Consider the following 23529-nt stretch of genomic DNA (forward strand, 5'->3'; position numbering starts at 1 on the left):
ATATGGAACTTGATCTCTGGACTCAGAGCCTCGTCACTGCAATGACTGCGTTATGGACCAAGGTTGCCAACTTCATTCCGAACCTGTTCGGCGCACTGGTCGTGCTGCTGTTGGGTTTCGTCGTGGCGAAGCTGTTGGACACGTTGCTGTCCAAGCTGCTTGCCAAGCTGGGCCTTGATCGCCTGATGGGCGGTACCGGTCTGACCAAGCTGCTGTCCCGGGCCGGCCTGCAAGTGCCGATCTCGACCCTGATTGGCAAAATCGTTTATTGGTTCGTTTTGCTTATTTTCCTGGTATCTGCTGCGGAATCCCTTGGACTTGAGCGAGTTTCAGCTACGCTGGATATGCTTGCGCTGTATTTGCCGAAAGTATTCGGCGCCGCGCTGGTGCTGCTGGTAGGGGTCTTGCTGGCGCAACTGGCCAATGGGCTGGTTCGCGGCGCGGCGGAAGGCGTAGGGCTGGATTACGCTTCGGGCCTTGGACGTATTGCCCAGGGCCTTGTGATCATCATCAGCATTTCAGTTGCAATCAGCCAGTTGGAGGTCAAGACTGACCTGCTCAACCATGTGATTGTGATCGTATTGATAACCGTTGGTCTGGCCGTTGCGCTGGCCATGGGGTTGGGAAGCCGTGAAATTGCCGGTCAGATTCTTGCGGGAATCTATGTGCGTGAGTTGTATCAGGTTGGGCAACAAGTGCGTGTTGGCGAGGTCGAAGGTCAGATTGAGGAGATCGGCACGGTTAAAACCACGTTGCTGACGGATGAGGGCGAGCTGGTCTCTCTCTCCAATCGGATACTGCTGGAACAGCACGTGAGTAGCCGCTAACCCGGCAAACCCTGCTAATGTATGCCGCCGCAAAGTGCCCGGTAAGGGCTGCGGCGGACATTGACCTGACTGTCGGCCCGACTTGTTTTGAATAAAGCTCAATCGCTCTCTACGCGCTACGACCCCCGCGAGCTCTCTGATGAGGAGTTGGTCGCGCGCTCGCATACCGAGCTGTTTCACGTAACCCGCGCCTATGAAGAACTGATGCGGCGTTACCAGCGAACATTATTTAACGTCTGCGCACGATATCTAGGGAACGATCGCGACGCAGACGATGTCTGTCAGGAAGTGATGTTGAAGGTGCTGTATGGCCTGAAGAACTTTGAGGGGAAATCGAAGTTCAAAACCTGGCTCTACAGCATCACGTACAACGAATGCATCACACAGTATCGGAAGGAAAGGCGGAAGCGTCGCTTGATGGACGCTTTGAGTCTGGACCCCCTCGAGGAAGCGTCTGAAGAGAAGGCGCCGAAACCTGAGGACAAGGGCGGACTTGATCGCTGGCTGGTGTATGTGAACCCGATTGACCGTGAAATTCTGGTGCTACGTTTTGTCGCAGAGCTGGAATTTCAAGAGATCGCGGATATCATGCATATGGGTTTGAGTGCGACAAAAATGCGTTACAAACGTGCTCTAGATAAATTGCGTGAGAAATTTGCAGGCATTGCTGAAACTTAGTTCAGCGCAAATATCTCTTACGTGTAGGCAAGTTCTGATAGACTTGCCGCCGAGTTGTCCCCCGGTTTGCGGGACTGCTTCACAATCACCAGATGGGGATTTAACGGATGAAACTGAAAAACACCTTGGGCTTGGCCATTGGTACTCTTATTGCCGCTACTTCGTTCGGCGCTCTGGCACAAGGCCAAGGCGCAGTTGAAGGCGAGCTCAACTACGGGAAAAAGTACAACGACAGCGTTAAGAACGTTGAAGATGGCTACACTCCTGGCGCTTCCATCGGTTACTTTTTGACCGACGACGTGTCGTTGAACGCTACCTACAACAAAGATGATTACACCCGTTCGAACAACGGTACTGGCAATCAGAAAATCCGTGGCGATCAGTTCGGTCTGAACGCTCAGTACCACTTCAACAACGCTGGCGACGCTCTGCGTCCTTACGTTCAAGGTGGTGTTAAGCACGGCAGCATGACCAACGTAGCCGCTGATGGCCACACCGGTCGTGACCAGTCGACTTTCCTGACTGCTGGCGCTGGCGTTAAGTACTACTTCCTCGAAAACGTCTTCGCCCGTGCTGGCGTAGAAGCTGACTACAAGCTGGACAACGGCAAGTGGGACTACATCCCATCCATCGGTGTCGGCGTGAACTTCGGTGGCGGCAACAAGCCTGCTGCTGCTCCAGTTGCAGCTCCAGCTGAAGTCTGCACCGACAGCGACAACGACGGCGTGTGCGACAACGTTGACAAGTGCCCTAACACCCCAGCCAACGTAACTGTTGACGCTGATGGCTGCCCGGCAGTTGCTGAAGTTGTTCGTGTTGAGCTGGACGTGAAGTTCGACTTCAACAAGTCGGTAGTCAAGCCTAACAGCTACGGCGACATCAAAAACCTGGCTGACTTCATGAAGCAGTACCCATCCACCACTACTGTTGTTGAAGGTCACACTGACTCCGTCGGTCCTGACGCTTACAACCAGAAACTGTCCGAGCGTCGTGCAAACGCCGTTAAACAAGTTCTGACCAACCAGTACGGTGTTTCGCCGTCCCGCGTTCAGTCTGTTGGCTACGGCGAATCCCGCCCAGTTGCTGACAACGCCACTGAAGCTGGTCGCGCTGTAAACCGTCGCGTAGAAGCGAAGGTTGAAGCTCAAGCTAAGTAATTAGCTCGCAGCTCTGAGAAAAGCCCGGCTTAGGCCGGGCTTTTCTTTGTCTGCGATTTGGTGAAGGGCGGTTGAATCAGGCGGATTGATCGGCGGTTATCGCTGGCAAGCTGTGCTCCCACAGAGTCGACGTTGCGCGGGCTGCCACTGCTCCGATCACCAGAATAGCGGGGCTCTTGAGCTGAAAATCGCTGGCCGCCTGTTCCATGGCGGTCAGATCGCTGCGACATTCCCGTTGGTGTGGAAGGGACGCGTTTTCAATCATTGCCACCGGCGTATCCGCCGCCATGCCCCCCTCCAGCAGTTGCTCGCGGATCTCGCTCAACTTCGCCACCCCCATATAGATCACCAGCGTCGTGCCGCCTTGGGCCAGGGCTTGCCAGTTCAGGCGGCTGCCATCTTGGGTGTGGGCGGTGACAAGCGTCACACCCCGCGCCACGCCGCGCAGGGTCAACGAAATATCGCATTGCGTGGCACCGGCCAGTCCGGCGGTGATGCCGTTGACCAGCTCAACGTCGACACCCTGCTCGCGCAACCACTGCGCCTCCTCGCCGCCGCGACCGAAGATGCACGGATCGCCACCCTTGAGCCGCACCACGCACTTGCCCTGCCGGGCATAACGCAGCATCAGGCGATGAATGAACGCTTGAGGGGTGGATCGACACCCGCCGCGTTTACCCACAGGAATAATCCGCGCGCTGGGGCAATGCTCCAGCACCGCGTCATTGACCAAATCGTCGATCAGCACCACATCCGCTTCTCTCAACGCTCGAACAGCCTTGAGGGTCAGTAATTCAGGGTCGCCGGGACCCGCGCCCACCAGCCAGACTTTTGCGCTCATAGTGTTTTCCTCACGAGATGACGGCGATCGGCTGCGCAGTGGCAGCCAGCAGGCGCTTGATTTCCGGTACGCAGGAGCCGCATTGCGTGCCGCAGCCCAATGTCTGTTTCAGGCCCTGCAAGTCCAGGCCGCGACTGATACCTGCGCAGACGGCGCTTTGGCTGACGTTTTTGCAGTTGCACAGGGTTTTTGTATCGATTGACGCATTGCCGGCGTTGCCCGGTGGCGCGCTTAGCGGTGCCAGCAGCCAGCGTCGCAGTTGTTCGTCGGCGCGGCCTTCAAGCCAGAGGTTTTGCAGCCAGTGTTGGGCGAGTGTTTCGCCGGCCAGGCGCAGGGCGGTAATTCGACCGTTCTCGATTCGCACCCGTTTGCCAATGGCGCGCCGCGGATCGTCATAGGCCAGAACAGGGCCATCGTTGAGCGCCAGGCACTGATCGATATCACGCAGCAGTTGTGGATCGGGCGCTGCGGCGCTGGCAGCGCGTATCAGCAACGCCGGGCGCTCACGGCCGATCAGGCTGAGGCTGGCGTAGGAAAACGCCTCACAGAGCGGTCGTAGCGTCTCGATATGCTGTTGAACATTGCCCTCGATCAGGGCGAATAGTTGCCACGGCAACTGCACCGGCTCGAGTCGCACGCCGCTGTGTTTGAGTTCCGGTTGTTTCGACAGCGGATCGAAGGCGGGAAGGGTGAGGGTGTTAACGCCACCCTTGAGAAAGCGGTCACCAAAATGCATCGGCAGAAACGCCTGGCCAGGCCGCACGCTGTCATCGCTGCTGACCGGCACAATCACCGAGCCGCGACGGCTTTTGACGTTGATCAGGTCACCCGGTTGCAGGCGATGCCGGCGCAGTTCATCCGGGTGCAGGCTCAGCACGGCCTCGCTGACATGACCGAAGAGCTGCGCGGCAGTGCCGGTGCGGCTCATGCCATGCCACTGGTCACGCAGACGGCCGGTGATAAGGGTCAGCGGAAAACGTGCGTCGCGTTGTTCCTTGGCAGCGCGATACGGGTCGGCCACAAATTGCGCGCGCCCGCTGGCGGTCGGGAAAACGCCGTCGAGGTACAGACGAGCGGTGCCTTCGCTGGCGCCCGTGGGGAAAGGCCATTGTTGCGGACCGAGACGGTCGATCAGCGCATGGCTGATACCGGACAGATCGAGGTCGCGTCCTCGCGTCAGTTGTTTGTATTCGTCGAACACCTGCGCAGGCGATTCAAAGGTAAACAGGCTGTTCTGCCCAGGGCGCAGGTGTTTTTCCAGGCGTTGTGCGAAATCTACTGTAATCGACCAGTCTGGACGGGCTTCACCCGGTGCGGCGATGGCCCGGCGAACGTGGGAAATGCGCCGTTCAGAGTTGGTCACCGTACCGTCCTTTTCACCCCAGCTGGCGGCAGGCAACAGCAGGTCGGCGAAGGCGGCGGTTTCGGTGGTGCGAAAAGCCTCCTGCAATACCACGAACGGGCAGGCCTCCAGTGCGGCGCGCACGGCGGTCTGGTCCGGCAGCGATTGCGCAGGGTTGGTGCAAGCGATCCACAGGGCTTTGATTGTTCCGCTACGAACCTGCTCAAACAACTCGATCGCGGTCAGCCCGGTGTTTGCCGGCAGCTGATCAACCCCCCAGTAGGACGCCACTTGCGCGCGATGTTCGGCATTGGCCGCTTCGCGATGCCCCGGCAGCAGGTTCGACAGGCTGCCGGTTTCCCGGCCACCCATGGCATTTGGCTGACCGGTCAGGGAGAACGGTCCTGCACCGGGGCGGCCGATTTGCCCGGTGGCCAGGTGCAGGTTGATCAGCGCACTGTTCTTCGCGCTGCCGGCGGTGGATTGGTTCAGCCCCATGCACCACAACGATAGAAAGCTCTTCGAGGTGCCCACCCACTCAGCGCATTGCTGCAATTGCTCGACGCTGATCCCGCACAGTTGCGACACCATTTGCGGCGTGTAATCGCGCACCAGGTTTTTCAGCTCGCCCAGGCCTTCGGTGTGCGCCTTGATGAAGTCGCGGTCGACCCAGTCTTCCCACAGCAGCAGGTGCAAAATCCCATGGAACAAAGCGACATCGGTCCCGGGAAGAATCGCCAGGTGCAGGTCAGCCAAATCGCAGGTGTCGGTGCGACGTGGGTCGATGACGATGACTTTCATCTGTGGGCGACGGGATCTGGCTTCTTCCAGGCGACGAAACAGCACCGGGTGGGCGTAGGCCATGTTGCTGCCGACGATCATCACGCAGTCGCTCAATTCCAGGTCTTCGTAGCTGCAGGGCGGTGCATCGGCGCCAAGACTGCGCTTGTAGCCAACCACTGCCGACGACATGCACAGGCGTGAATTGCTGTCGATGTTGTTGGTGCCCACCAGCGCTCGCGCCAGTTTGTTGAAGGCGTAGTAATCCTCTGTAAGCAACTGCCCGGAAATGTAGAACGCGACGCTGTCCGGGCCGTGTTCGGCGATGGTTTGCGCGAATACACTAGCGGCGTGATCGAGGGCGGTGTCCCAGTCGGTGCGGCTGCGGGCCAAGCCTTTGCCAAGGCGCAACTCAGGGTACAAGGCACGCGCGGTCAGGTCGCCGGTCAGGTGCAAGGTCGAACCCTTGCTGCACAATTTGCCGAAGTTGGCCGGGTGGGCCGGATCGCCGCTGACGCCGAGGATGCGCTCGCCGTCATGCTCGATCAGCACGCCGCAGCCAACCCCGCAGTAGCAGCAAGTGGAGGCGGTGATCTGGCTGTTCATCAGCGTGCTTCCCGCAGGGCCAGCAACACTCGGCCGTTCTCGACCCGTGCCGAATGATGGTGGGCGCAGCCGATATCCGGGGCCTGGGCCACGCCGGTTTCCAGGTCGATCTGCCAGTTGTGCAGCGGGCAGGCAACGCGTTTGCCGTAGATCAGTCCTTGGGACAGCGGTCCACCCTTGTGCGGGCAGCGGTCATCGAGGGCGAACACTTCGTCGTCGCTTGTACGAAAAATCGCGATGTCGCCTTTCGGGCCGGCGATGATCCGGGAGCCGAGGGCATTGATGTCTTCCAGTGCGCAGATATCCAGCCAGTTCATGCCTGCACCTCCAGGTTCTTCACGGGGATGACCTCGAACTCTTTCTTCAGCAGGGGTTGCTCCAGGCGTTCTTTCCACGGGTCCTGTTCGAACGACAGGGAAAATTGCAGACGCTCATTCAATGCTTTGCGGCGCTGCGGGTCTTCCAGCACGGCTTTCTTGATGTGTTCCATGCCGACCCGTTGCAAGTAGTGCACGGTGCGTTCGAGGTAGAAGGCTTCTTCGCGGTACAGCTGCAGGAACGCGCCGTTGTATTCGCGCACTTCTTCGGCGGTTTTGAGCTTGACGAAAAACTCCGCGACTTCGGTTTTGATCCCGCCGTTGCCGCCGATGTACATCTCCCAGCCCGAATCCACGCCGATAATGCCCACATCCTTGATGCCCGCTTCCGAACAGTTGCGTGGGCAGCCGGAGACGGCGAGTTTCACTTTGTGCGGCGACCACATGTTGAACAGGTCATGTTCCAGCTCGATCCCCAGTTGCGTGGAGTTCTGCGTGCCGAAGCGGCAGAACTCGCTGCCGACGCAGGTTTTTACCGTGCGGATGGATTTGCCGTAGGCGTGGCCGGAGGGCATGTCCAGGTCTTTCCAGACGCCCGGCAGGTCCTGTTTCTTGATGCCCAGCAAATCGATGCGCTGCCCCCCAGTGACCTTGACCATCGGCACGTTGTACTTGTCGGCCACATCGGCGATGCGTCGCAGTTCTGAAGGATTGGTCACACCGCCCCACATCCGTGGGACCACCGAGTAGGTGCCGTCTTTCTGAATGTTGGCGTGGGCCCGTTCGTTGATCAGGCGCGATTGCGGATCGTCCTTGGCTTCGCCCGGCCAGGTCGAAATCAAGTAGTAGTTGAGCGCGGGGCGGCAGGTGGCGCAGCCGTTCGGGGTGCGCCAGTTCAGGTAACTCAGGGTGCCGGCGATGGTCAGCAGGTGCTGTTCGCGGATCGCCTGGCGGATTTGCCCGTGATTGAGGTCGCTGCATCCGCAGATGGCTTTTTCGCTTTTCGGTTTGACGTCGGCGGCACCGCCCACGGTGTTGATCAGGATCTGTTCGACCAGCCCCGCACAGGAGCCGCAGGAGCTGGCGGCCTTGGTGTGTTTCTTCACGTCGTCGACGCTGAACAGACCGTGTTCCTGAATCGCCTTGACGATGGTGCCTTTGCACACGCCGTTGCAGCCGCAGACTTCGGCGGTGTCGGCCATGCTCATGGCTTTGTCCTGGCCTTGGTGTCCTACATCGCCTAAAGCATTTTCGCCAAACATCAGATGATCGCGGATCTCGCCGATGGCATGGTTCTCACGGATCTGCCGGAAATACCAACCACCATCTGCCGTATCGCCGTACAGACAGGCGCCGACCAGCACGTCATCCTTGATCACCAGTTTTTTGTAGACCCCGCCGATCGGGTCGGAGAGGGTGATGGTCTCGGTGCCTTCGCCGCCCATGAAGTCGCCGGCGGAAAACAGGTCGATGCCGGTGACTTTTAATTTCGTCGAGGTCACCGAGCCCTTGTAGGTGGCGAAGCCCAGTTGGGCGAGGTGATTGGCGCAGACCTTGGCTTGCTCGAACAACGGTGCGACCAGGCCGTAGGCGATGCCCCGATGACTGGCGCACTCACCGATGGCGTAGACCCGTGGGTCGTAGGTTTGCATCGTGTCGTTGACCAAAATCCCGCGGTTGCAGGGGATGCCGGATTTTTCCGCCAGCTCAGTGTTCGGGCGAATGCCGGCGGCCATGACTACCAGGTCGGCGGGGATGATGTCGCCGTTCTTGAACTGCACCGAGCCGACCCGGCCATTGCCGGCATCGTTCAACGCCTGGGTCTGTTCGCTCAGGCGAAAGTGCAGGCCACGGTCTTCAAGCGCGGTTTGCAGGAGCTGGCCGCTGGTTTTGTCCAATTGCCGCTCCAGCAGCCATTCGCCGATGTGCACCACGGTGACGTGCATGCCGCGCAGCATCAGGCCGTTGGCGGCTTCAAGGCCCAGCAGACCGCCGCCGATGACCACAGCGTGTTTGTGGGTCTTGGCGGTGTCGATCATGGCCTGGGTGTCGGCGATGTCGCGGTAGCCGATCACACCCTGCAAGGTGTTGCCGGGAATGGGCAGGATGAACGGGGTCGATCCGGTCGCGATCAGCAAGCGATCGTAGTCGGCCTCGGTGCCGTCTTCGGCGATGACCCGGCGCTTGACCCGGTCGATCTCCACCACCTTGCGGTTGAGCAGCAGCTTGATGTTGTTTTCCAGGTACCAGTCCAGATCGTTCAGCACGATCTCCTCGAAGGTTTGTTCACCGGCCAGGACGGGCGAGAGCAGGATGCGGTTGTAATTGGTATGGGGTTCGGCGCCGAAGACGGTGATGTCGTACAGCTCATTGCTCAGCTTGAGCAATTCTTCCAGGGTGCGAACCCCGGCCATGCCGTTGCCGATCATCACCAGTTTTAGTTTTTTCATTCAGGTTCTCCGGGAGCTCGGACCCGCCTTATCAGGGCGTTCAGGTCGTGCTCGACAAATTTTGCGCAAACAAAAAAAGGCGTCCCGCTAGCTAACTAGCGAGGACGCCTTTGTCCTGGTCCCGTTCTCTCGGGAAGCGCATCCTTCGTCGTTGAAGGCTGGGCTTTATGTACGTTGAGAAAGGTAATGCAGCGGTTGTGCCAAGTCTTGCAAGGGCCCGATTTATGGGTTCTCGCCAGGGGAGGAGGGTATTTTTATGCACCGGTTCAAGGCGCGACGCTCGGTTTTGAAGCAGAAAATCAAAAGATCGCAGCCTTCGGCAGCACTTGCGGGAGATCGTGGGCACCCGTAGGCGCCACCGCAGGCTGCGATCTTTTGAATTCAGTGAAAAAACTCAGCCATGGAACAACAAAAACAGCAGCACCAGATTGACCAGCAACGACCCCAGCGCCAACGTCCGCCAGACTTTCAGCGGCTCACGCTCCAGTAGCGGTCTGGGGCGCACGCTCAAGCTGCGTCGCTCACCTTGCTCCAGCACCAGCAACCATTCTTCTGCGGTTTCAAAGCGCTGAGCCGGCTGCACCGCAACAGCACGATCCAGGCTTTGCGCGATCCATTCCGGTACGTCGGGGCGGTAGCGACTGGCGCTGATCGGGACACCAAACCGTGGGCGCTGGAAAGCTTCGATCTCGCCGTAGGGATAATGCCCGGTCAGCAGGAAATACAAGGTCACACCGACCGCATACAGATCCTGTTGCAGGGACGGCGGGTCACCGCGAAAAGCTTCCGGCGCGATGTAGCTGGGTGTTCCGGGCAGCGCAGAGGGTTGATCTTCAGACAGGCCGGGGCAGTACGCTAAGCCGAAATCCAGCAGGCGCAACTCGCCGTCGTCCCCCAGCAACAGGTTTTCCGGTTTGATGTCGCGGTGCAGGATTTGCCGTCGATGGAGCATGCCGACGGCCCGCAGCAGGCGCTCAGCCAAGTCTTGCCACTGGGCCAACGGTAGCTGTTCAACGCGCACGTGAAGCGCGGCGAGGGTAGATCCGGAATATTCGCGCATCACGTAGTACAAATGCTGACGCTGACTGGCGGCATGTACTTCAGGAAAATGCCGTCCGGCGACGCGTTTGAGAAACCATTCTTCCGACAGCAAGGCTTGCCCGGCCAGATGATCGTCGCGCAACGCAACGGGCAAGGTTTTCAGCAGCCACGGTTGTTGCTGACTGTCGCGAACCCGATAGAGCAGCGATTGCTGGCTCTGGCCGAGAATCCCGTCGACCTGCCAACCCTCGAACATCTGGCCCGGTTTCAGTGCCGGAGGCAGCGGCCATTGCTGCAAATGAATCAGCGCATCGCCAATGCTGGTCTCACCGAGGGCATCGACCCGCACCAGCAGGGCGCTGGCATTATCCTGACTGCCGGCCAGGTGCGCGGCGTTGACTAAGGTTTGCGCCGCGCTGTCGAGGTCCGGCTGATCACGCAGAATCGCGGCAATGGCCGTGTCGCCGAGGACGGCCCACACGCCATCGCTGAGCAGCACAAAGCTCTCATCGAGGCGCAGTTCACCGTCGAGAAAATCCAGCACCAGATGCTGATCGAGGCCCAGCGCACGCTTGAGCACATGTTGCATGCCCGGCTGATCCCAGACATGGTCCTCGCTGACCCGTTGCAAGGTGTCGGCGTGCCAGCGATAAACCCGGCAATCGCCGACATGCGCCAAGGTAAAACGCCGGCCACGCATGACCAGGGCACTGACCGTGGTGAGCAACGGTTGCCCGCCGCCATTGGCCTGCAGCCAGCGATTTTGCGCCAACAACAAGCGATCCAGCGCTTGCGCGACACCCCAGGTTTCCGGGGTGGCGTAATAGTCCAGCGCCAGGGCCTGCAGGGTCGAACGGGCGGCGAGACCGCCGTCGGCGCACTGGCTGACCCCGTCGGCGATGGCGAACAAGTAACCCTTGCTCGCCGCCAGCGCCGGGGCAGGCGTGACCAGGCGCAGGGCGTCCTGGTTTTCCGCGCGAGGACCGATGGCGCTGGCTTCGGCGAAGCTCAGTTGCAGGCTCATTAACGTCTCAGACCCGGGCAGCGGTCACTGCGGCCGAACCCCAAGTGGTTCTCCAGCGACGCTTCACGCCGTGCAGACCGAACCAGGCGAGCACACCGAGGCTGGCGAACAACCACAAGGCCAATTGATAACTGCCGGTGCTTTGCTTGATCGCGCCCATGCCCGCAGCCAGTGCAAAGCCACCGATGCCGCCGGCCATGCCGATCAAACCGGTCATTACGCCGATCTCACGGCGAAAACGCTGGGGCACCAGTTGGAAAACCGCGCCATTACCCGCGCCCAGACCGAGCATGGTGCAGACGAAAAGCGCCAGTGCCGCGTAGGAACTCGGCAGGTTGAAACCCACCGCTGCGATGCAGACCGCAGCGACCGTGTACATGCCCAGCAACGTGCGGATACCGCCAAAACGGTCAGCCAGCGCGCCGCCCAACGGACGCATCAGGCTGCCACCGAATACGCAGGCTGCGGTGTAGTAACCGGCGGTCACGGGGCTCAGGCCATATTGGTCGTTGAAATAACCGGGCAGAGCGCTGGCCAGGCCAATGAAGCCGCCGAAGGTCACGCTGTAGAAAAACATGAACCACCAGCTGTCGCGGTCGCCCAGGGCTTTGAAGTAGTCGGACACGGACTTGGCTTTCGGCCGTTCAGGCGCGTTTTTCGCCAGCCAGGCGAAGATGATAATGGTCAGGATCAACGGGATCAGGGCGAAACCGAACACATTGCTCCAGCCGAAGGCCGCCGCCAGTACCGGGGCGATCAATGCCGCCAGCACAGTGCCCGAGTTACCGGCACCGGCGATGCCCATGGCTTTGCCTTGGTGCTGCGGTGGATACCATTGCGACGCCAACGGCAGGGCAACGGCGAAGGACGCACCGGCCATGCCGAGGAACAGGCCCAGCACCAGCGCTTGCTCATAGCTGTGAATGCCCAGTTTCCAGGCGCCGAACAGGGCACAGATGACAATCACCTGGCCGATCAGCCCGGCGGTTTTTGGCGACAGGCGATCAGCCAGCATGCCCATGATGAAGCGCAGCACGGCACCGGCCAGAATCGGCGTGGCCACCACCATCCCTCGCTGTTGGGTGGTCAGGTGCAGGTCGGCGGCGATCTGCACCGCCAGCGGGCCGAGCAGGTACCAGACCATGAAGCTCAGGTCGAAATAGAGGAAGGCCGCGAACAGTGTCGGGGTATGGCCGGATTTCCAGAAGCTTGAATTCATCGCGCACCTCAGCTGTAGGGAGTCTTGAGAAAGAGTCATGAGCTTGCAGGTGGGGCGCCGCATCGGCCGCACCACCGGCCCCGGTCTCTGGGGCCAAAAACTAAAAAACGCCGCCACCCGATTCGCCATGGGCAAATAAGGTGAGCGACGTCTTTGTCGTAGGTGGGGCAACCGCCGTTGGTTACCTGTAGTGATTACTTAGCGAGATTTGTGCCAACACCTTGATACCGAGTCGTGGCCAATCGCGAGCAGGCTCGCTCCCACAGTGATTTGTGCACGACGCAACTCCCCTGTGGGAGCGAGCCTGCTCGCGATGGGGCCGTCAGCCGAGCAGTTCACTCATGGCGATGATCTGTTCCGCCACCTGAATCAGCTTCTGCTGGCGGCTCATGGCCTGGCGGCGCATGAGGGTGTAGGCCTCTTCCTCGTTGCAGTCCTTCATTTTCATCAGCAGCCCTTTAGCCAGCTCGATGCGCTTGCGCTCGGCCAGTTGCTGATCGCGGGCGTTGAGTTGTGCGCGCAGGGCCTGGTCGCTTTCAAAGCGCGCCATCGCCACGTCGAGAATTGGCTGCAAGCGTTGTGCGTGAATGCCTTCGACGATGTAGGCACTGACGCCGGACTTGATTGCCTGACGCATCACGTCGGGGTCGTGTTCGTCGGTAAACATCACAATCGGCCGCGGTTGATCGCGCGACACCAGCACCACTTGCTCCATCACATCGCGGCTCGGTGACTCGGTATCGATCAGGATCACGTCCGGACGCACCGTTTCGACGCGTGCGGGCAGGTCAATGGTCAGGCCGGATTCGTCGATGACCTCGAACCCGGCTTCGGTGAGGGCGGCTTTCAGGCGACCGACTTTCTTCGCCGTGTCGTTGATCAGCAGGATACGCAACATGTTCGCAGTCTCCTGTCAGCGGGTGGCGAATCGGTGCGAGCTGTCGCTCATGGCGTGTAACTTGAAACTGCGGGCGTAGCCGGCCGGGTCGCTGCCGTCCCAGATGTTGCCGTCGATCAGTTGGCTGGCGCGCATGGCCTGGCCCTCGGCGGCAACACCGACCGCAGCCGCCGCGTCACGGTACAAGTCTAGTTGCTGGACCTGACGGGCCACGCCAAGGTAGTCCGGGTCGTCACGCAACAAGCCCCAGCGGCGGAATTGGGTCATGAACCACATGCCGTCGGACAAGTACGGCAGGTTGACCTCACCGTCCCCATGGAAGCGCAGGGCGTGCGGGTCCTGCCAGCGATTGCCGAGTCCGTCGGCGTAATCGCCCAGCAACCGTGGCTCGATGCAATCGAGCGGCGCATCGAGGTATTCCGGTGCGCTTAAGAGTTTGGAGGTGCTGCGACGGTTCTCGGTGCTTTGCTCGATGAAGCGGCTGGCCTCCAGAATCGCCATCACCAGCGCCCGCGCCGTGTTCGGGTATTGCTCGACAAAGGCACGGGTGCAGCCGAGGACTTTTTCCGGATGATCGGGCCAGATCGTCTGGGTCGTCGCCAGGGTAAAGCCCAGGTTCTGCTTCACCGCACTGGCGGACCAAGGCTCGCCGACGCAGAAACCATCGATGCGACCCGCCTGCAGGTGCGCGACCATTTGGGGCGGCGGCACCACCACACTGTCGACGTCTTGCAACGGATGAATGCCCTGGCTCGCAAGCCAGTAATACAGCCACATGGCGTGGGTGCCTGTTGGAAATGTCTGGGCGAAGGTCAGTTTTGGGCGACTTTGGTGCACGTGCCGATCCAGTGCTTCAGGACTGGTCACGCCCAAGGCTTGCAAGCCATGGGAGAGGTTGATGCTCTGACCGTTCTGATTCAGCCCCATCAACACCGCCATATCGGTGGGGGCTACACCGCCGATGCCCAGGTGTACGGCGTAAATCAGACCGTACAGGCTGTGCGCGGCATCGAGTTCGCCGCTGACCAGTTTGTCCCGCAGGTTGGCCCAGGACGATTGGCGCTTGAGGTTCAGGGTCAGGCCATAAGGCTGGGCGAAACCCTGGGTGGCCGCGACCACCACCGAGGCGCAGTCTGTCAGGGCCATGAAGCCGAGGTTGATTTCGGTCTTTTCCGGGGCATCGCTGCCGTTGACCCAGGCGAGTGGGCCCGCTGTGGTTTCATTCATGACTCAACACCTTCCCAAAAAAAACGTCGTCCCAGACCCTTGCGCGAGCAAAGCCTTGTGACGACGCCGTTGTCTTTCGACTCATCCCGCCGTTGGCATGAGTGCTGATGCCTATGCCGGTGCAAGGCATATGCCATCGCCCGTTGATTTTGCCGCGTGCCTCGCTTGCGACCCCGATGCCCGGCTATAATCGCCGCCTCATTTCGCCGCCATTCGAGTCAAAGCCGCCCATGTACACCCTGGCCCGTCAGCTGTTGTTCAAACTTTCCCCGGAAACCTCCCACGATCTGTCCCTGGACTTGATCGGCGCGGGCGGGCGTTTGGGCCTCAACGGTTTGCTGTGCAAAGCCCCGGCGAGAATGCCGGTGAAGGTTATGGGCCTGGACTTCCCGAACCCGGTCGGTCTGGCGGCCGGCCTGGACAAGAATGGCGCGGCCATCGACGGCTTCGCGCAACTGGGTTTTGGGTTCGTTGAAATCGGCACCATTACTCCGCGCCCGCAGCCGGGCAACCCGAAACCACGGATTTTCCGTCTGCCGCAGGCCGAGGCGATCATCAACCGCATGGGTTTCAACAACCTCGGTGTCGATCATCTGTTGGCCCGTGTGGCGGCAGCCAAGTACAAGGGTGTGCTGGGCATTAATATCGGCAAGAACTTCGACACGCCGGTGGAGCGTGCGGTTGACGACTACCTGATCTGCCTGGACAAGGTCTACGCCCACGCCAGCTACGTGACGGTCAACGTCAGCTCGCCGAATACCCCGGGCCTGCGTAGTTTGCAGTTCGGCGATTCGCTCAAGCAGTTGCTGGCAGATCTGGCGACGCGTCGCGCGGAGCTGGCATTGCGCCACGGCAAACACGTGCCGCTGGCGATCAAAATCGCACCGGACATGACCGACGAAGAAACCGCACAGGTCGCGCAAGCCTTGATCGAAACCGGGATGGACGCGGTGATCGCCACCAATACCACCCTGAGCCGCGTCGGCGTCGAAGGCCTGGAGCATGGCGAGGAGGCGGGCGGTCTGTCCGGCGCGCCGGTTCGCGAAAAAAGCACCCACACCGTTAAGGTATTGGCATCGGAACTGGCCGGTCGCTTGCCGATCATCGCCGTGGGCGGCATCACCGAAGGCAAGCACGCGGCTGAGAAAATCGCCGCGGGCGCGAGCCTGGTGCAGCTCTATTCCGGTTTCATCTACAAAGGCCCGGCGCTTATTCGCGAGTCCGTCGACGCCATCGCAGCGCTGCGCTGATTCTTTTTCGGGCATAAAAAAGGGCACCTCGAAGGTGCCCCTGGGCCGGAGCCCGCCGCCCGGATGGGGCGTGCGTGGTTAAGTCATTCAGTAATCAGATTGTCGTGTCGGAGTGTTTGGCCCTGTAAATTAGCCGACGGCGTGAAGTTCGTTGAGTCTGTGGATTCCCGCAGTGCCGGTCATACCGTCCCAGTTGTCGCCGCGTCCTTCTCGCCAGCCATTAATCCAGGCTTGGCGTACCGACGGTAGAGTAAATGGGCAAAGCTCACGGGATTTGCCACCAACGCCATATTGATATCCGCGCAAAAATGCTCTTTCCAACGGATCACGCTTAAGTCTTCTCATAGGGTGTTGCCCTCACTTGTTGACTGTATTTATCGCGTCGACCTCAATTGAGGTCTGGCAGAAAAACTCCTGCCGTTGGGGCTCGCTGCCGGCGTCGCGAGCCAAGGTGTTGACGTCGTTGCGGCGTCAACCTGTATTGAGTTCTAACCAATGCGTCACACCGATGGAATGATCGTTTTGTCATAAGGACGTAACCATTAAGGTGGTATGGCCATAAGTAACACGATGTTTGCCCGTGTTTATTGGCCAAACCCCGGTATGATCTGCCCCGCGCTGACTGATGGGGTTAATCCTTTGGTGAGAATGTCTCGCGTTGCTCAGGGGCATTATTCGACGAAGGGTCGACTTATGACATTTTGTTGCATCAACTTTTTTATCTGCCTTTGCATCTAAGCTCTTTTAACTTGGGCTTGCAGGGGTGGGACGGCACACCTTCGTGCCACGCGGGCGCTCTTTTAGAAAAGCGCCTGATTGAAAACCGGGCCGGCAATGCGTTGCCGGTTCACTTAGCTAAAGGCTTTGAAACTCCAATGTCCGATCAATTCGAAATCTTCCTCACTTGCCCCAAAGGCCTTGAAGGCCTGCTCATCGAGGAAGCCGTCGGGCTTGGCCTTGAGGACGCGCGTGAGCACACCTCGGCTGTGCGCGGCATGGCCACCATGGAAACCGCTTATCGCCTGTGCCTGTGGTCGCGTCTGGCGAACCGGGTGCTGCTGGTGCTCAAGCGTTTCCCGATGAAGGACGCCGAAGACCTGTATCACGGCGTGCTCGACATCGAGTGGCAAGACCACATGCTCAACGATGGCACCCTGGCTGTCGAATTCAGCGGCCACGGCTCGGGCATCGACAACACCCACTTCGGCGCCTTGAAAGTCAAAGACGCCATCGTCGACAAATTGCGCACCCCGCAAGGCGACCGTCCGTCCATCGACAAGCTCAACCCGGACCTGCGCATTCACCTGCGTCTGGACCGTGGCGAAGCCATTCTCTCGCTCGACCTGTCCGGCCACAGCCTGCACCAGCGTGGTTATCGCTTGCAGCAAGGCGCGGCACCGCTCAAGGAAAACCTGGCGGCCGCAATCCTGATCCGTTCCGGCTGGCCACGCATTGCGGCCGAGGGCGGCGCACTGGCTGACCCGATGTGCGGTGTGGGTACGTTCCTGGTCGAAGCGGCCATGATCGCTGCCGACATGGCGCCGAACCTGCGTCGCGAGCAGTGGGGTTTTACCGCTTGGCTCGGTCACGTACCGGCACTGTGGAAAAAACTCCACGAAGAAGCCACCGAACGCGCCGCTGCCGGCCTGGCCAAGCCACCGCTGTGGATTCGCGGTTATGAAGCCGACCCGCGGCTGATTCAGCCGGGCCGCAACAACGTTGAACGTGCGGGCCTGAGCGAGTGGATCAAGATCTACCAGGGCGAAGTCGCCACGTTCGAGCCACGTCCAGACCAGAACCAGAAAGGCCTGGTGATCTGCAACCCTCCATACGGCGAGCGCCTGGGCGACGAAGCAAGTCTGCTTTATCTCTACCAGAACCTCGGCGAGCGCCTGCGTCAGGCTTGCCTGAACTGGGAAGCGGCCGTCTTCACCGGCGCCCCGGAGCTGGGCAAGCGCATGGGCATCCGCAGCTTCAAGCAGTATTCGTTCTGGAACGGCGCCTTGCCGTGCAAGCTGCTGCTGATCAAGGTCACTCCTGACCAGTTCGTCACCGGCGAGCGTCGCACCCCGGAACAGCGTCAGGTCGAGCGTGAGCAGGCTGAAGTCGAAGTCGCCGACAACGATGTGGCACCGGGCAAGTACGAGAAGTACAACAAGAACGGCAACCCGATCAAACCGGCTCCGGTGGTGATCGAGCAGCCGCGCTTGAGCGAAGGCGGGCAGATGTTTGCCAACCGCTTGCAAAAGAATCTCAAGGCGCTGGGCAAGTGGGTCAAGCGCGAAGGCATTGACTGCTATCGCGTCTACGATGCCGACATGCCGGAATACTCCATGGCCATCGATCTGTATCAGGATTGGGTCCACGTCCAGGAATACGCCGCGCCGAAATCCATCGACCCGGAAAAAGCCTCGGCGCGCATGTTCGATGCCCTGGCGGCCATTCCGCAGGCCTTGAACATCGACAAGAGCCGCGTAGTGGTCAAGCGCCGCGAGCGCCAGAGCGGCACCAAGCAGTACGAACGCCAAGCGGCGCAGGGCAAATTCGTCGAGGTCAACGAAGGCGGTGTGAAGTTACTGGTCAACCTGACCGACTACCTCGACACCGGGCTGTTCCTCGACCACCGCCCAATGCGCATGCGGATTCAGAAAGAGGCGGCCGGCAAGCGCTTCCTCAACCTGTATTGCTACACAGCGACCGCCAGTGTTCACGCGGCCAAGGGTGGCGCCCGTAGCACCACCAGCGTCGACCTGTCGAAAACCTACCTCGACTGGGCGCGTCGCAACCTGTCGCTGAACGGTTTCTCCGACAAGAACCGTCTGGAGCAGGGTGACGTGATGGCGTGGCTTGAAGCCTGCCGTGACGAGTACGACCTGATCTTTATCGATCCGCCGACGTTCTCCAATTCCAAGCGCATGGAAGGCATCTTCGACGTGCAGCGTGACCAGGTGCAATTGATCGATCTGGCCATGGCACGGCTGGCGCCGGGCGGCGTGCTGTACTTCTCCAACAACTTCCGCAAATTCACGCTCGAGGAAAACCTCACCGAGCGTTATGCCGTCGAAGAAATCACCGCCCAGACCATCGATCCGGATTTTGCCCGTAACGGCAAGATCCACCGTGCATGGAAAATCACGGCCCGTTGACAGTTAAGCCGATTGGATCCACAGAGCCTTGATTTTTAAAGGCTCTTTGGTTCTTTCTGTGCTGGTCAAATTAGTGGCTAATAGCTATAACTCAACGCATGGCCAATGGGCTTTCCCGCACCTGGCGTTTTGAGTTGCGTCTATGTCGTTGCACGCCGTGCGCCCCAAGATCCTGGGTTTTATCAGCGAAGATGTCTCGGCCTGGCTGGTCGCGCTGCTGGTATTGCTCGCTGGCGGAATTCTCACCGGTTTGCTGACCTGGTCGACGCTCAATCTGTTTCAGCATCAATTGCGGCAACGTTTCCAACTGCTGGCCAGTGAACGTTACAGCCGCATCGAAGAACGTTTCGAAGACCAGGAGCAACGCCTTGACGGGTTGCGCCGGTTCTTCGCCAATTCCGAGTCGGTCTCCCGCGAGGAGTTCGACGGCTACACCCAACCACTCTTGCACCGCACGCAGGCGTACTCGTTCGCCACGCGTGTCACTCGCACCGAACGGCCTGCCTTCGAACGCCGGGTGCGCGACGAGGGGGTGAGCGACTTCACCATCCGCGAACTCAATGCTGAAGGCCAACTGCAATTGGCGGCCGAACGGGATGAATACGTGGCCGTGCTTTACAGTCAGACGCAAAGTCGGCTCGGCTCGCCGCTGGGGTACGACTTGTGGGCCCAGCCCTTGCGCCGCGATACGCTGGAGCGGGCCAACCAACTGGGGGGCATGGCGGTGTCGAAGCCGATGCATCTGGTCAGCATCGAACCGGCTTACTCGCGCGGAGTGTTGTTAGTGGCGCCGGTGAAGCAGGCCAGTGATCCGGCTGGGAAACCCTCCGGTTATGTCATGGCGGTGATCAGCATGCGTCAGCTGTTGGCGGATGGTTTGCCCGAGGCCAGTCATGACTACCTCTCGGTGCGGATCCTCGATTTGTCCACCGATGATCAGCACGAAGTGCTTTATGAATCCTCCAATGCGCCCGCCACCAGCGAGTTGTCCGCGACACGCCTGCTGCGCATGGCCGATCATGACTACCAAGTCGACATCCTGCCCAGCGAAGCCTTTCTGCAAGCCAACCATTCCTCGGTGAGCAGCCTGGTGGTGCTCGGCGGTTTGCTAAGTCTGTTGCTCAGTGCGTTGCTCTATGTGTTGGTCAGTCAGCGCCAGCGTGCGCTGAGAATGGTCGAGCTGCGCACCCAGGAATTGCACGCCCGTGAGCAGGAGTTGCGCGGCACCCACGGCCAGTTACGCGGTGTGCTCGATGCCGCGACTCAGGTGGCGATCATTGCCACCGACTTGCGCGGTGTCATCAGCACCTTCAATGCCGGGGCCGAGCAGATGCTGGGTTACTCCAGTGCCGAAGTGGTGGGGCACATGACCCTGGAAAACCTGCACTTCCCTCGCGAGCTGGTAGCCCGCGCGGCCGAATTGAGTGCGTGCTATGGCAAGCCGATTCCGACCTGTCAGGCGATGCTGGTCGAGGGCGGCGAAGAGGGGGGCCACGAAGCGCGGGAGTGGACGTTGGTCCGCCAGGATGGCAGCCATTTGACCGTCAATATGCTCGCGACCCCGGTGCTCGACGAACAAGGCCTGTGGGTCGGGCATCTGGCCATTTGCATCGACATCACCGAACGCAAGCGCGTGCATGAGGCATTGGCCGCGCGAGACCTGCTGCTGAAAAAACTCAGCGCTCATGTGCCCGGTGGCATTTATCAATTCAAGATGGAGTTTGACGGGCGCTTCAGCGTGATTTATGCCAGCGACGGTATTCGCGACATTTACGAACTCGAGCCAGACGTGCTGTTGTTCGACGCCGAAGCAATCTTCACGCGGATTCATCCTCAGGACACCACCCGCGTGCGCGCTTCGATCCGGGCGTCGGCGGACACCCTCAGCCCGTGGCGCGAGGAATACCGTGTGCAACTGCCCAAACGCGGCCTGCGCTGGGTGCGTGGCGAGGCAACTCCGGAAGAACTGCCCGGCGGCGGTGTGCTGTGGCATGGCTATGTTTCGGACATTTCCGACCTGAAGCGAGTGGAGGAGGAACTGCGGGCGCTGTCGATCACTGACTCCCTGACCGGAATCCACAACCGCCGCTACTTCCAAGAGCGCCTGACCACGGAAATGTCCCGGGTCGAACGCGGTGGCGGCGAATTGTCGGTGATCATGCTCGACATCGACCACTTCAAACGCATCAATGACGTGCATGGCCACGCCGTGGGCGATCGGGTGTTGCAGGCCGTGTGCGAACGCATCGGTCATCGCCTGCGCCGCACTGACATATTCTGTCGCCTGGGCGGCGAGGAGTTCATGGTGCTCTGCCCGGACATTGACGGCGAGCACGCGCATGTCCTGGCCTTGCAGCTATGGCAGGGGTTACGCGGTACACCGATCGAAGGCGTCGGCACCGTGACCGCGAGTTTCGGGATTGCCAGTTGGCGAGTCGGGGAGGGCGCGGATGCGCTGTTGTTGCGGGCGGATTCGGGGGTTTACGCGGCGAAGCAGGCGGGACGGGATCGGGTACAGGAAGAGATGAAGTAAGCCACACCAGATGATCGTTCCCACGCTCCGCGTGGGAATGTCTCCAGGGACGCTCTGCGTCCAGTGACGCGGAGCGTCACGGGCTGCATTCCCACGCAGAGCGTGGGAACGATCAAACGATCAGTGTCAGGCGGATCAGGTCACAGCACCGAAGCCGTTTCCGGCACTTTCGGCTGGCGATACAGGTCCAGCAGCACCTGATCCAACACCGACGAAGCACCAAACGGCGCCTTGTCGTTGAGAATCGCCACCACCGCCCAGGTATTGCCGTTGACGTCGCGGCTGAAGCCGGAGATCGCGCGTACCGTGTTCAGGGTGCCGGTCTTGACGTGGGCTTCGCCGCGCATGGCCGTGGTTTTCAGGCGTTTGCGCATGGTGCCGTCAGTGCCGGCAATCGGCATCGAACTGATGAACTCGGCGGCGTACGGGCTGCGCCATGCGGCTTGCAGCATCGCCGCCATTTCACGCGCGCTCACCCGTTCGGCACGGGACAGGCCGGAACCGTTCTCCATCACCAGGTGCGGCGCGGTGATGCCTTTCTTCGCCAGCCACTGACGCACCACACGCTGGGCAGCCTTGGCGTCGTCGCCGTCAGCGTCGGTGCGGAATTTCTGGCCCAGGCTCAGGAATAACTGCTGGGCCATGGTGTTGTTGCTGTATTTATTGATGTCGCGAATGATTTCCGCCAGGTCCGGCGAGTAAGCCCGGGCCAGTACCTTGGCGTCGCTTGGCGTCGGGGCCAGGCGATCCTTGCCCTGGATGCTGCCGCCCAGTTCTTTCCAGATCGCACGCACCGCGCCTGCGGTATACGTAGCGTGGTCGAGCAGCGACAGGTAAGTCTGCGAACTGCAGCCATCGCCCAACTGGCCGCCAACCGTCACGGTCACGCTGCCATCGGCCTGGGTCACCGGGTTGTAGCGCACGCCACCGGTGCATTGCTTGGAATTGACGGCTTTGACCTGGTTTTCAATGTTGATGGTGGCGATCGGCGGTTCCACCGAAATCAGCACCCGGCCATTGTCGTTGCGTGCCACGAAACGCAGGGCCTTGAGGTTGACCATCAGCGAATCTGGCTTGACCAGGAACGGCTTGTTCTCGTCATTGCCGTCATCGTTGAACTCGGGCAATTGCGGTTGGACGAAGAAGCTGCGGTCGAGCACCAGGTCGCCAGTGATTTGCGTCACGCCGTTGGCGCGCAGGTCACGCATCAGCAACCAGAGTTTTTCCATGTTCAGTTTCGGATCGCCGCCACCCTTGAGGTAGAGGTTGCCGTTGAGGATGCCGCCGCTCAAGGTGCCGTCGGTGTAGAACTCGGTTTTCCACTGATGGTTCGGGCCGAGCATTTCCAACGCGGCGTAGGTGGTGACCAGCTTCATGGTCGACGCCGGGTTGACCGAAACGTCAGCGTTGAAAACGGTTGGGGTGCCCGGACCGGTCAGCGGAATCATCACCAGCGACAGGGCGGTGTCCGGCAGCTTGCTGGCCTTGAGGGCTTTTTCGACGTTGGGCGACAGGCCGGTATTGATGGACGCGGCGGAAACGGAGAAGGCCAGGGGAAGCAGGAAACCGGCCAGCAGCAATGGACGCAAAGACTTGATCATGTGAAATAAAACCCTACAGCCGAGGGGAAAAAAGACGAGGGCATGGAGACAAAAATCCCTCAGTGGTCATGAAAGTGTCGGCATTATGCCCCAAGGTGCAACCGCTTGTGCCGTGCCAGGCCTCTCTGATTTGCTATTTTTTTACCGGCGGTAGGCGTCACGCCGCCGAGAGTCGGGCAATCAGCGGCCGAAACTGCTAAAGTGCCGCCCGTTATTACTTATGAGGATTGTTCCAATGGCGACTAACCGTTCCCAGCGTCTGCGCAAAAAACTGTGCGTCGATGAATTTCAAGAGCTGGGTTTCGAACTGAACCTGGATTTCAAAGAAGATTTGGCTGATGAAGCCATTGATGCTTTCCTCGACGCGTTCCTGAAAGAAGCCATGGAAGCCAACGGTCTGGGCTATGTTGGCGGCGACGACTTCGGTCTGGTTTGCCTGCAGAAGCGTGGCTCGGTATCCGAAGAGCAGCGTGCCGCTGTTGAAGCCTGGCTCAAAGGCCGCAGCGAACTGACCGAAGCAACCGTCAGCCCGCTGATCGACGTCTGGTACCCGGAAAAGCCGATCAATCCGGTAGCTTGATGTCATAAAAAA

At 60.1% G+C, this 23529-nt stretch carries 17 protein-coding genes; 7 read left to right on the forward strand and 10 right to left on the reverse strand.

Annotated features, from left to right (window positions below; translation table 11 throughout):
* Window positions 1-2: 2 nt before the first annotated feature.
* The 3 genes from ACM6I0_RS20615 to ACM6I0_RS20625 all read left to right on the forward strand — a co-directional run bounded on the left by ACM6I0_RS20615 (window position 3) and on the right by ACM6I0_RS20625 (window position 2662).
* Complete coding sequence (locus ACM6I0_RS20615; protein WP_008048604.1) at window positions 3-827, forward strand: mechanosensitive ion channel family protein; 825 nt, start codon at window positions 3-5, stop codon at window positions 825-827.
* A gap of 87 nt (window positions 828-914) precedes the next feature.
* Window positions 915-1505 carry an RNA polymerase sigma factor SigX gene (gene sigX / locus ACM6I0_RS20620; RefSeq protein WP_008146300.1) on the forward strand — a complete coding sequence of 197 codons (591 nt, stop codon included), beginning with the start codon at window positions 915-917 and terminating at the stop codon, window positions 1503-1505.
* A 107-nt stretch (window positions 1506-1612) separates the two neighbouring features.
* Window positions 1613-2662 (forward strand): OmpA family protein, encoded by a 1050-nt coding sequence (locus ACM6I0_RS20625; protein ID WP_414923128.1) that lies wholly within the window; start codon window positions 1613-1615, stop codon window positions 2660-2662.
* A 76-nt stretch (window positions 2663-2738) separates the two neighbouring features.
* On the opposite strand, the gene cobA is transcribed toward ACM6I0_RS20625, so the two are convergent.
* From cobA to ACM6I0_RS20665, 8 genes are all read right to left on the reverse strand, one after another.
* Entirely contained in the window at window positions 2739-3503 is a 765-nt protein-coding gene (gene cobA / locus ACM6I0_RS20630) for a uroporphyrinogen-III C-methyltransferase (protein WP_414923129.1), read from the reverse strand.
* Window positions 3504-3513: 10 nt separating this feature from the next.
* Window positions 3514-6231: a molybdopterin-dependent oxidoreductase gene (locus ACM6I0_RS20635; protein ID WP_414923130.1), complete on the reverse strand. Its 2718-nt coding sequence runs from the start codon at window positions 6229-6231 to the stop codon at window positions 3514-3516.
* Window positions 6231-6548, reverse strand: a complete 318-nt coding sequence (gene nirD / locus ACM6I0_RS20640) for a nitrite reductase small subunit NirD (RefSeq protein ID WP_414923131.1) — start codon at window positions 6546-6548, stop codon at window positions 6231-6233. The genes ACM6I0_RS20635 and nirD overlap by 1 nt, the downstream gene beginning before the upstream one ends.
* Complete coding sequence (gene nirB, locus ACM6I0_RS20645) at window positions 6545-8998, reverse strand: nitrite reductase large subunit NirB (RefSeq protein ID WP_414923132.1); 2454 nt, start codon at window positions 8996-8998, stop codon at window positions 6545-6547. The genes nirD and nirB overlap by 4 nt, the downstream gene beginning before the upstream one ends.
* Window positions 8999-9392: 394 nt before the next feature.
* The gene (locus tag ACM6I0_RS20650; protein WP_414923133.1) at window positions 9393-11063 is read right to left on the reverse strand and encodes a protein kinase domain-containing protein; all 1671 of its coding nucleotides are present in this window, start codon (window positions 11061-11063) and stop codon (window positions 9393-9395) included.
* Between the two features lie 7 nt (window positions 11064-11070).
* The gene (locus tag ACM6I0_RS20655) at window positions 11071-12282 is read right to left on the reverse strand and encodes a nitrate/nitrite transporter (RefSeq protein ID WP_414923134.1); all 1212 of its coding nucleotides are present in this window, start codon (window positions 12280-12282) and stop codon (window positions 11071-11073) included.
* 322 nt (window positions 12283-12604) lie between these two features.
* A complete protein-coding gene (locus tag ACM6I0_RS20660; protein WP_008146285.1) occupies window positions 12605-13180 on the reverse strand; it encodes an ANTAR domain-containing response regulator in 576 nt (191 codons plus the stop codon).
* A 15-nt stretch (window positions 13181-13195) separates the two neighbouring features.
* Complete coding sequence (locus ACM6I0_RS20665; RefSeq protein ID WP_414923135.1) at window positions 13196-14407, reverse strand: CmpA/NrtA family ABC transporter substrate-binding protein; 1212 nt, start codon at window positions 14405-14407, stop codon at window positions 13196-13198.
* A gap of 230 nt (window positions 14408-14637) precedes the next feature.
* Between ACM6I0_RS20665 and ACM6I0_RS20670 the strand changes: the two genes are divergently transcribed.
* A complete protein-coding gene (locus ACM6I0_RS20670) occupies window positions 14638-15657 on the forward strand; it encodes a quinone-dependent dihydroorotate dehydrogenase (RefSeq protein WP_414923136.1) in 1020 nt (339 codons plus the stop codon).
* Window positions 15658-15786: 129 nt separating this feature from the next.
* Here the strand turns inward: ACM6I0_RS20670 and rmf are convergent, their stop codons facing one another.
* A complete protein-coding gene (rmf, locus tag ACM6I0_RS20675; protein WP_003223300.1) occupies window positions 15787-16002 on the reverse strand; it encodes a ribosome modulation factor in 216 nt (71 codons plus the stop codon).
* 530 nt (window positions 16003-16532) lie between these two features.
* Between rmf and rlmKL the strand changes: the two genes are divergently transcribed.
* Both rlmKL and ACM6I0_RS20685 read left to right on the forward strand, forming a co-directional pair.
* Entirely contained in the window at window positions 16533-18803 is a 2271-nt protein-coding gene (gene rlmKL, locus ACM6I0_RS20680) for a bifunctional 23S rRNA (guanine(2069)-N(7))-methyltransferase RlmK/23S rRNA (guanine(2445)-N(2))-methyltransferase RlmL (protein WP_090181917.1), read from the forward strand.
* Between the two features lie 142 nt (window positions 18804-18945).
* The gene (locus ACM6I0_RS20685) at window positions 18946-21336 is read left to right on the forward strand and encodes a diguanylate cyclase (RefSeq protein WP_414923137.1); all 2391 of its coding nucleotides are present in this window, start codon (window positions 18946-18948) and stop codon (window positions 21334-21336) included.
* Window positions 21337-21476: 140 nt separating this feature from the next.
* Here ACM6I0_RS20685 and dacB read toward each other — a convergent pair whose 3' ends face one another.
* A complete protein-coding gene (dacB, locus tag ACM6I0_RS20690) occupies window positions 21477-22937 on the reverse strand; it encodes a D-alanyl-D-alanine carboxypeptidase/D-alanyl-D-alanine-endopeptidase (RefSeq protein WP_285432142.1) in 1461 nt (486 codons plus the stop codon).
* 235 nt (window positions 22938-23172) lie between these two features.
* Between dacB and ACM6I0_RS20695 the strand changes: the two genes are divergently transcribed.
* The gene (locus ACM6I0_RS20695) at window positions 23173-23517 is read left to right on the forward strand and encodes a YggL family protein (RefSeq protein ID WP_007896965.1); all 345 of its coding nucleotides are present in this window, start codon (window positions 23173-23175) and stop codon (window positions 23515-23517) included.
* Window positions 23518-23529 lie beyond the last annotated feature (12 nt).

Source organism: Pseudomonas sp. IT-P294, from assembly GCF_949767865.1.
Classification (GTDB): domain Bacteria; phylum Pseudomonadota; class Gammaproteobacteria; order Pseudomonadales; family Pseudomonadaceae; genus Aquipseudomonas.

What these genes read in the sequence shown, in the direction of transcription:
- rmf (WP_003223300.1), bottom strand. Translation starts at nt 16,002, where the DNA reads ATGAGAAGACTTAAGCGTGATCCGTTGGAAAGAGCATTTTTGCGCGGA.
- rlmKL (WP_090181917.1), top strand. Translation starts at nt 16,533, where the DNA reads ATGTCCGATCAATTCGAAATCTTCCTCACTTGCCCCAAAGGCCTTGAA.
- ACM6I0_RS20650 (WP_414923133.1), bottom strand. Translation starts at nt 11,063, where the DNA reads ATGAGCCTGCAACTGAGCTTCGCCGAAGCCAGCGCCATCGGTCCTCGC.
- ACM6I0_RS20635 (WP_414923130.1), bottom strand. Translation starts at nt 6,231, where the DNA reads ATGAACAGCCAGATCACCGCCTCCACTTGCTGCTACTGCGGGGTTGGC.
- ACM6I0_RS20625 (WP_414923128.1), top strand. Translation starts at nt 1,613, where the DNA reads ATGAAACTGAAAAACACCTTGGGCTTGGCCATTGGTACTCTTATTGCC.
- nirD (WP_414923131.1), bottom strand. Translation starts at nt 6,548, where the DNA reads ATGAACTGGCTGGATATCTGCGCACTGGAAGACATCAATGCCCTCGGC.
- dacB (WP_285432142.1), bottom strand. Translation starts at nt 22,937, where the DNA reads ATGATCAAGTCTTTGCGTCCATTGCTGCTGGCCGGTTTCCTGCTTCCC.
- nirB (WP_414923132.1), bottom strand. Translation starts at nt 8,998, where the DNA reads ATGAAAAAACTAAAACTGGTGATGATCGGCAACGGCATGGCCGGGGTT.
- ACM6I0_RS20665 (WP_414923135.1), bottom strand. Translation starts at nt 14,407, where the DNA reads ATGAATGAAACCACAGCGGGCCCACTCGCCTGGGTCAACGGCAGCGAT.
- ACM6I0_RS20670 (WP_414923136.1), top strand. Translation starts at nt 14,638, where the DNA reads ATGTACACCCTGGCCCGTCAGCTGTTGTTCAAACTTTCCCCGGAAACC.
- ACM6I0_RS20660 (WP_008146285.1), bottom strand. Translation starts at nt 13,180, where the DNA reads ATGTTGCGTATCCTGCTGATCAACGACACGGCGAAGAAAGTCGGTCGC.
- ACM6I0_RS20685 (WP_414923137.1), top strand. Translation starts at nt 18,946, where the DNA reads ATGTCGTTGCACGCCGTGCGCCCCAAGATCCTGGGTTTTATCAGCGAA.
- ACM6I0_RS20615 (WP_008048604.1), top strand. Translation starts at nt 3, where the DNA reads ATGGAACTTGATCTCTGGACTCAGAGCCTCGTCACTGCAATGACTGCG.
- ACM6I0_RS20695 (WP_007896965.1), top strand. Translation starts at nt 23,173, where the DNA reads ATGGCGACTAACCGTTCCCAGCGTCTGCGCAAAAAACTGTGCGTCGAT.
- ACM6I0_RS20655 (WP_414923134.1), bottom strand. Translation starts at nt 12,282, where the DNA reads ATGAATTCAAGCTTCTGGAAATCCGGCCATACCCCGACACTGTTCGCG.
- cobA (WP_414923129.1), bottom strand. Translation starts at nt 3,503, where the DNA reads ATGAGCGCAAAAGTCTGGCTGGTGGGCGCGGGTCCCGGCGACCCTGAA.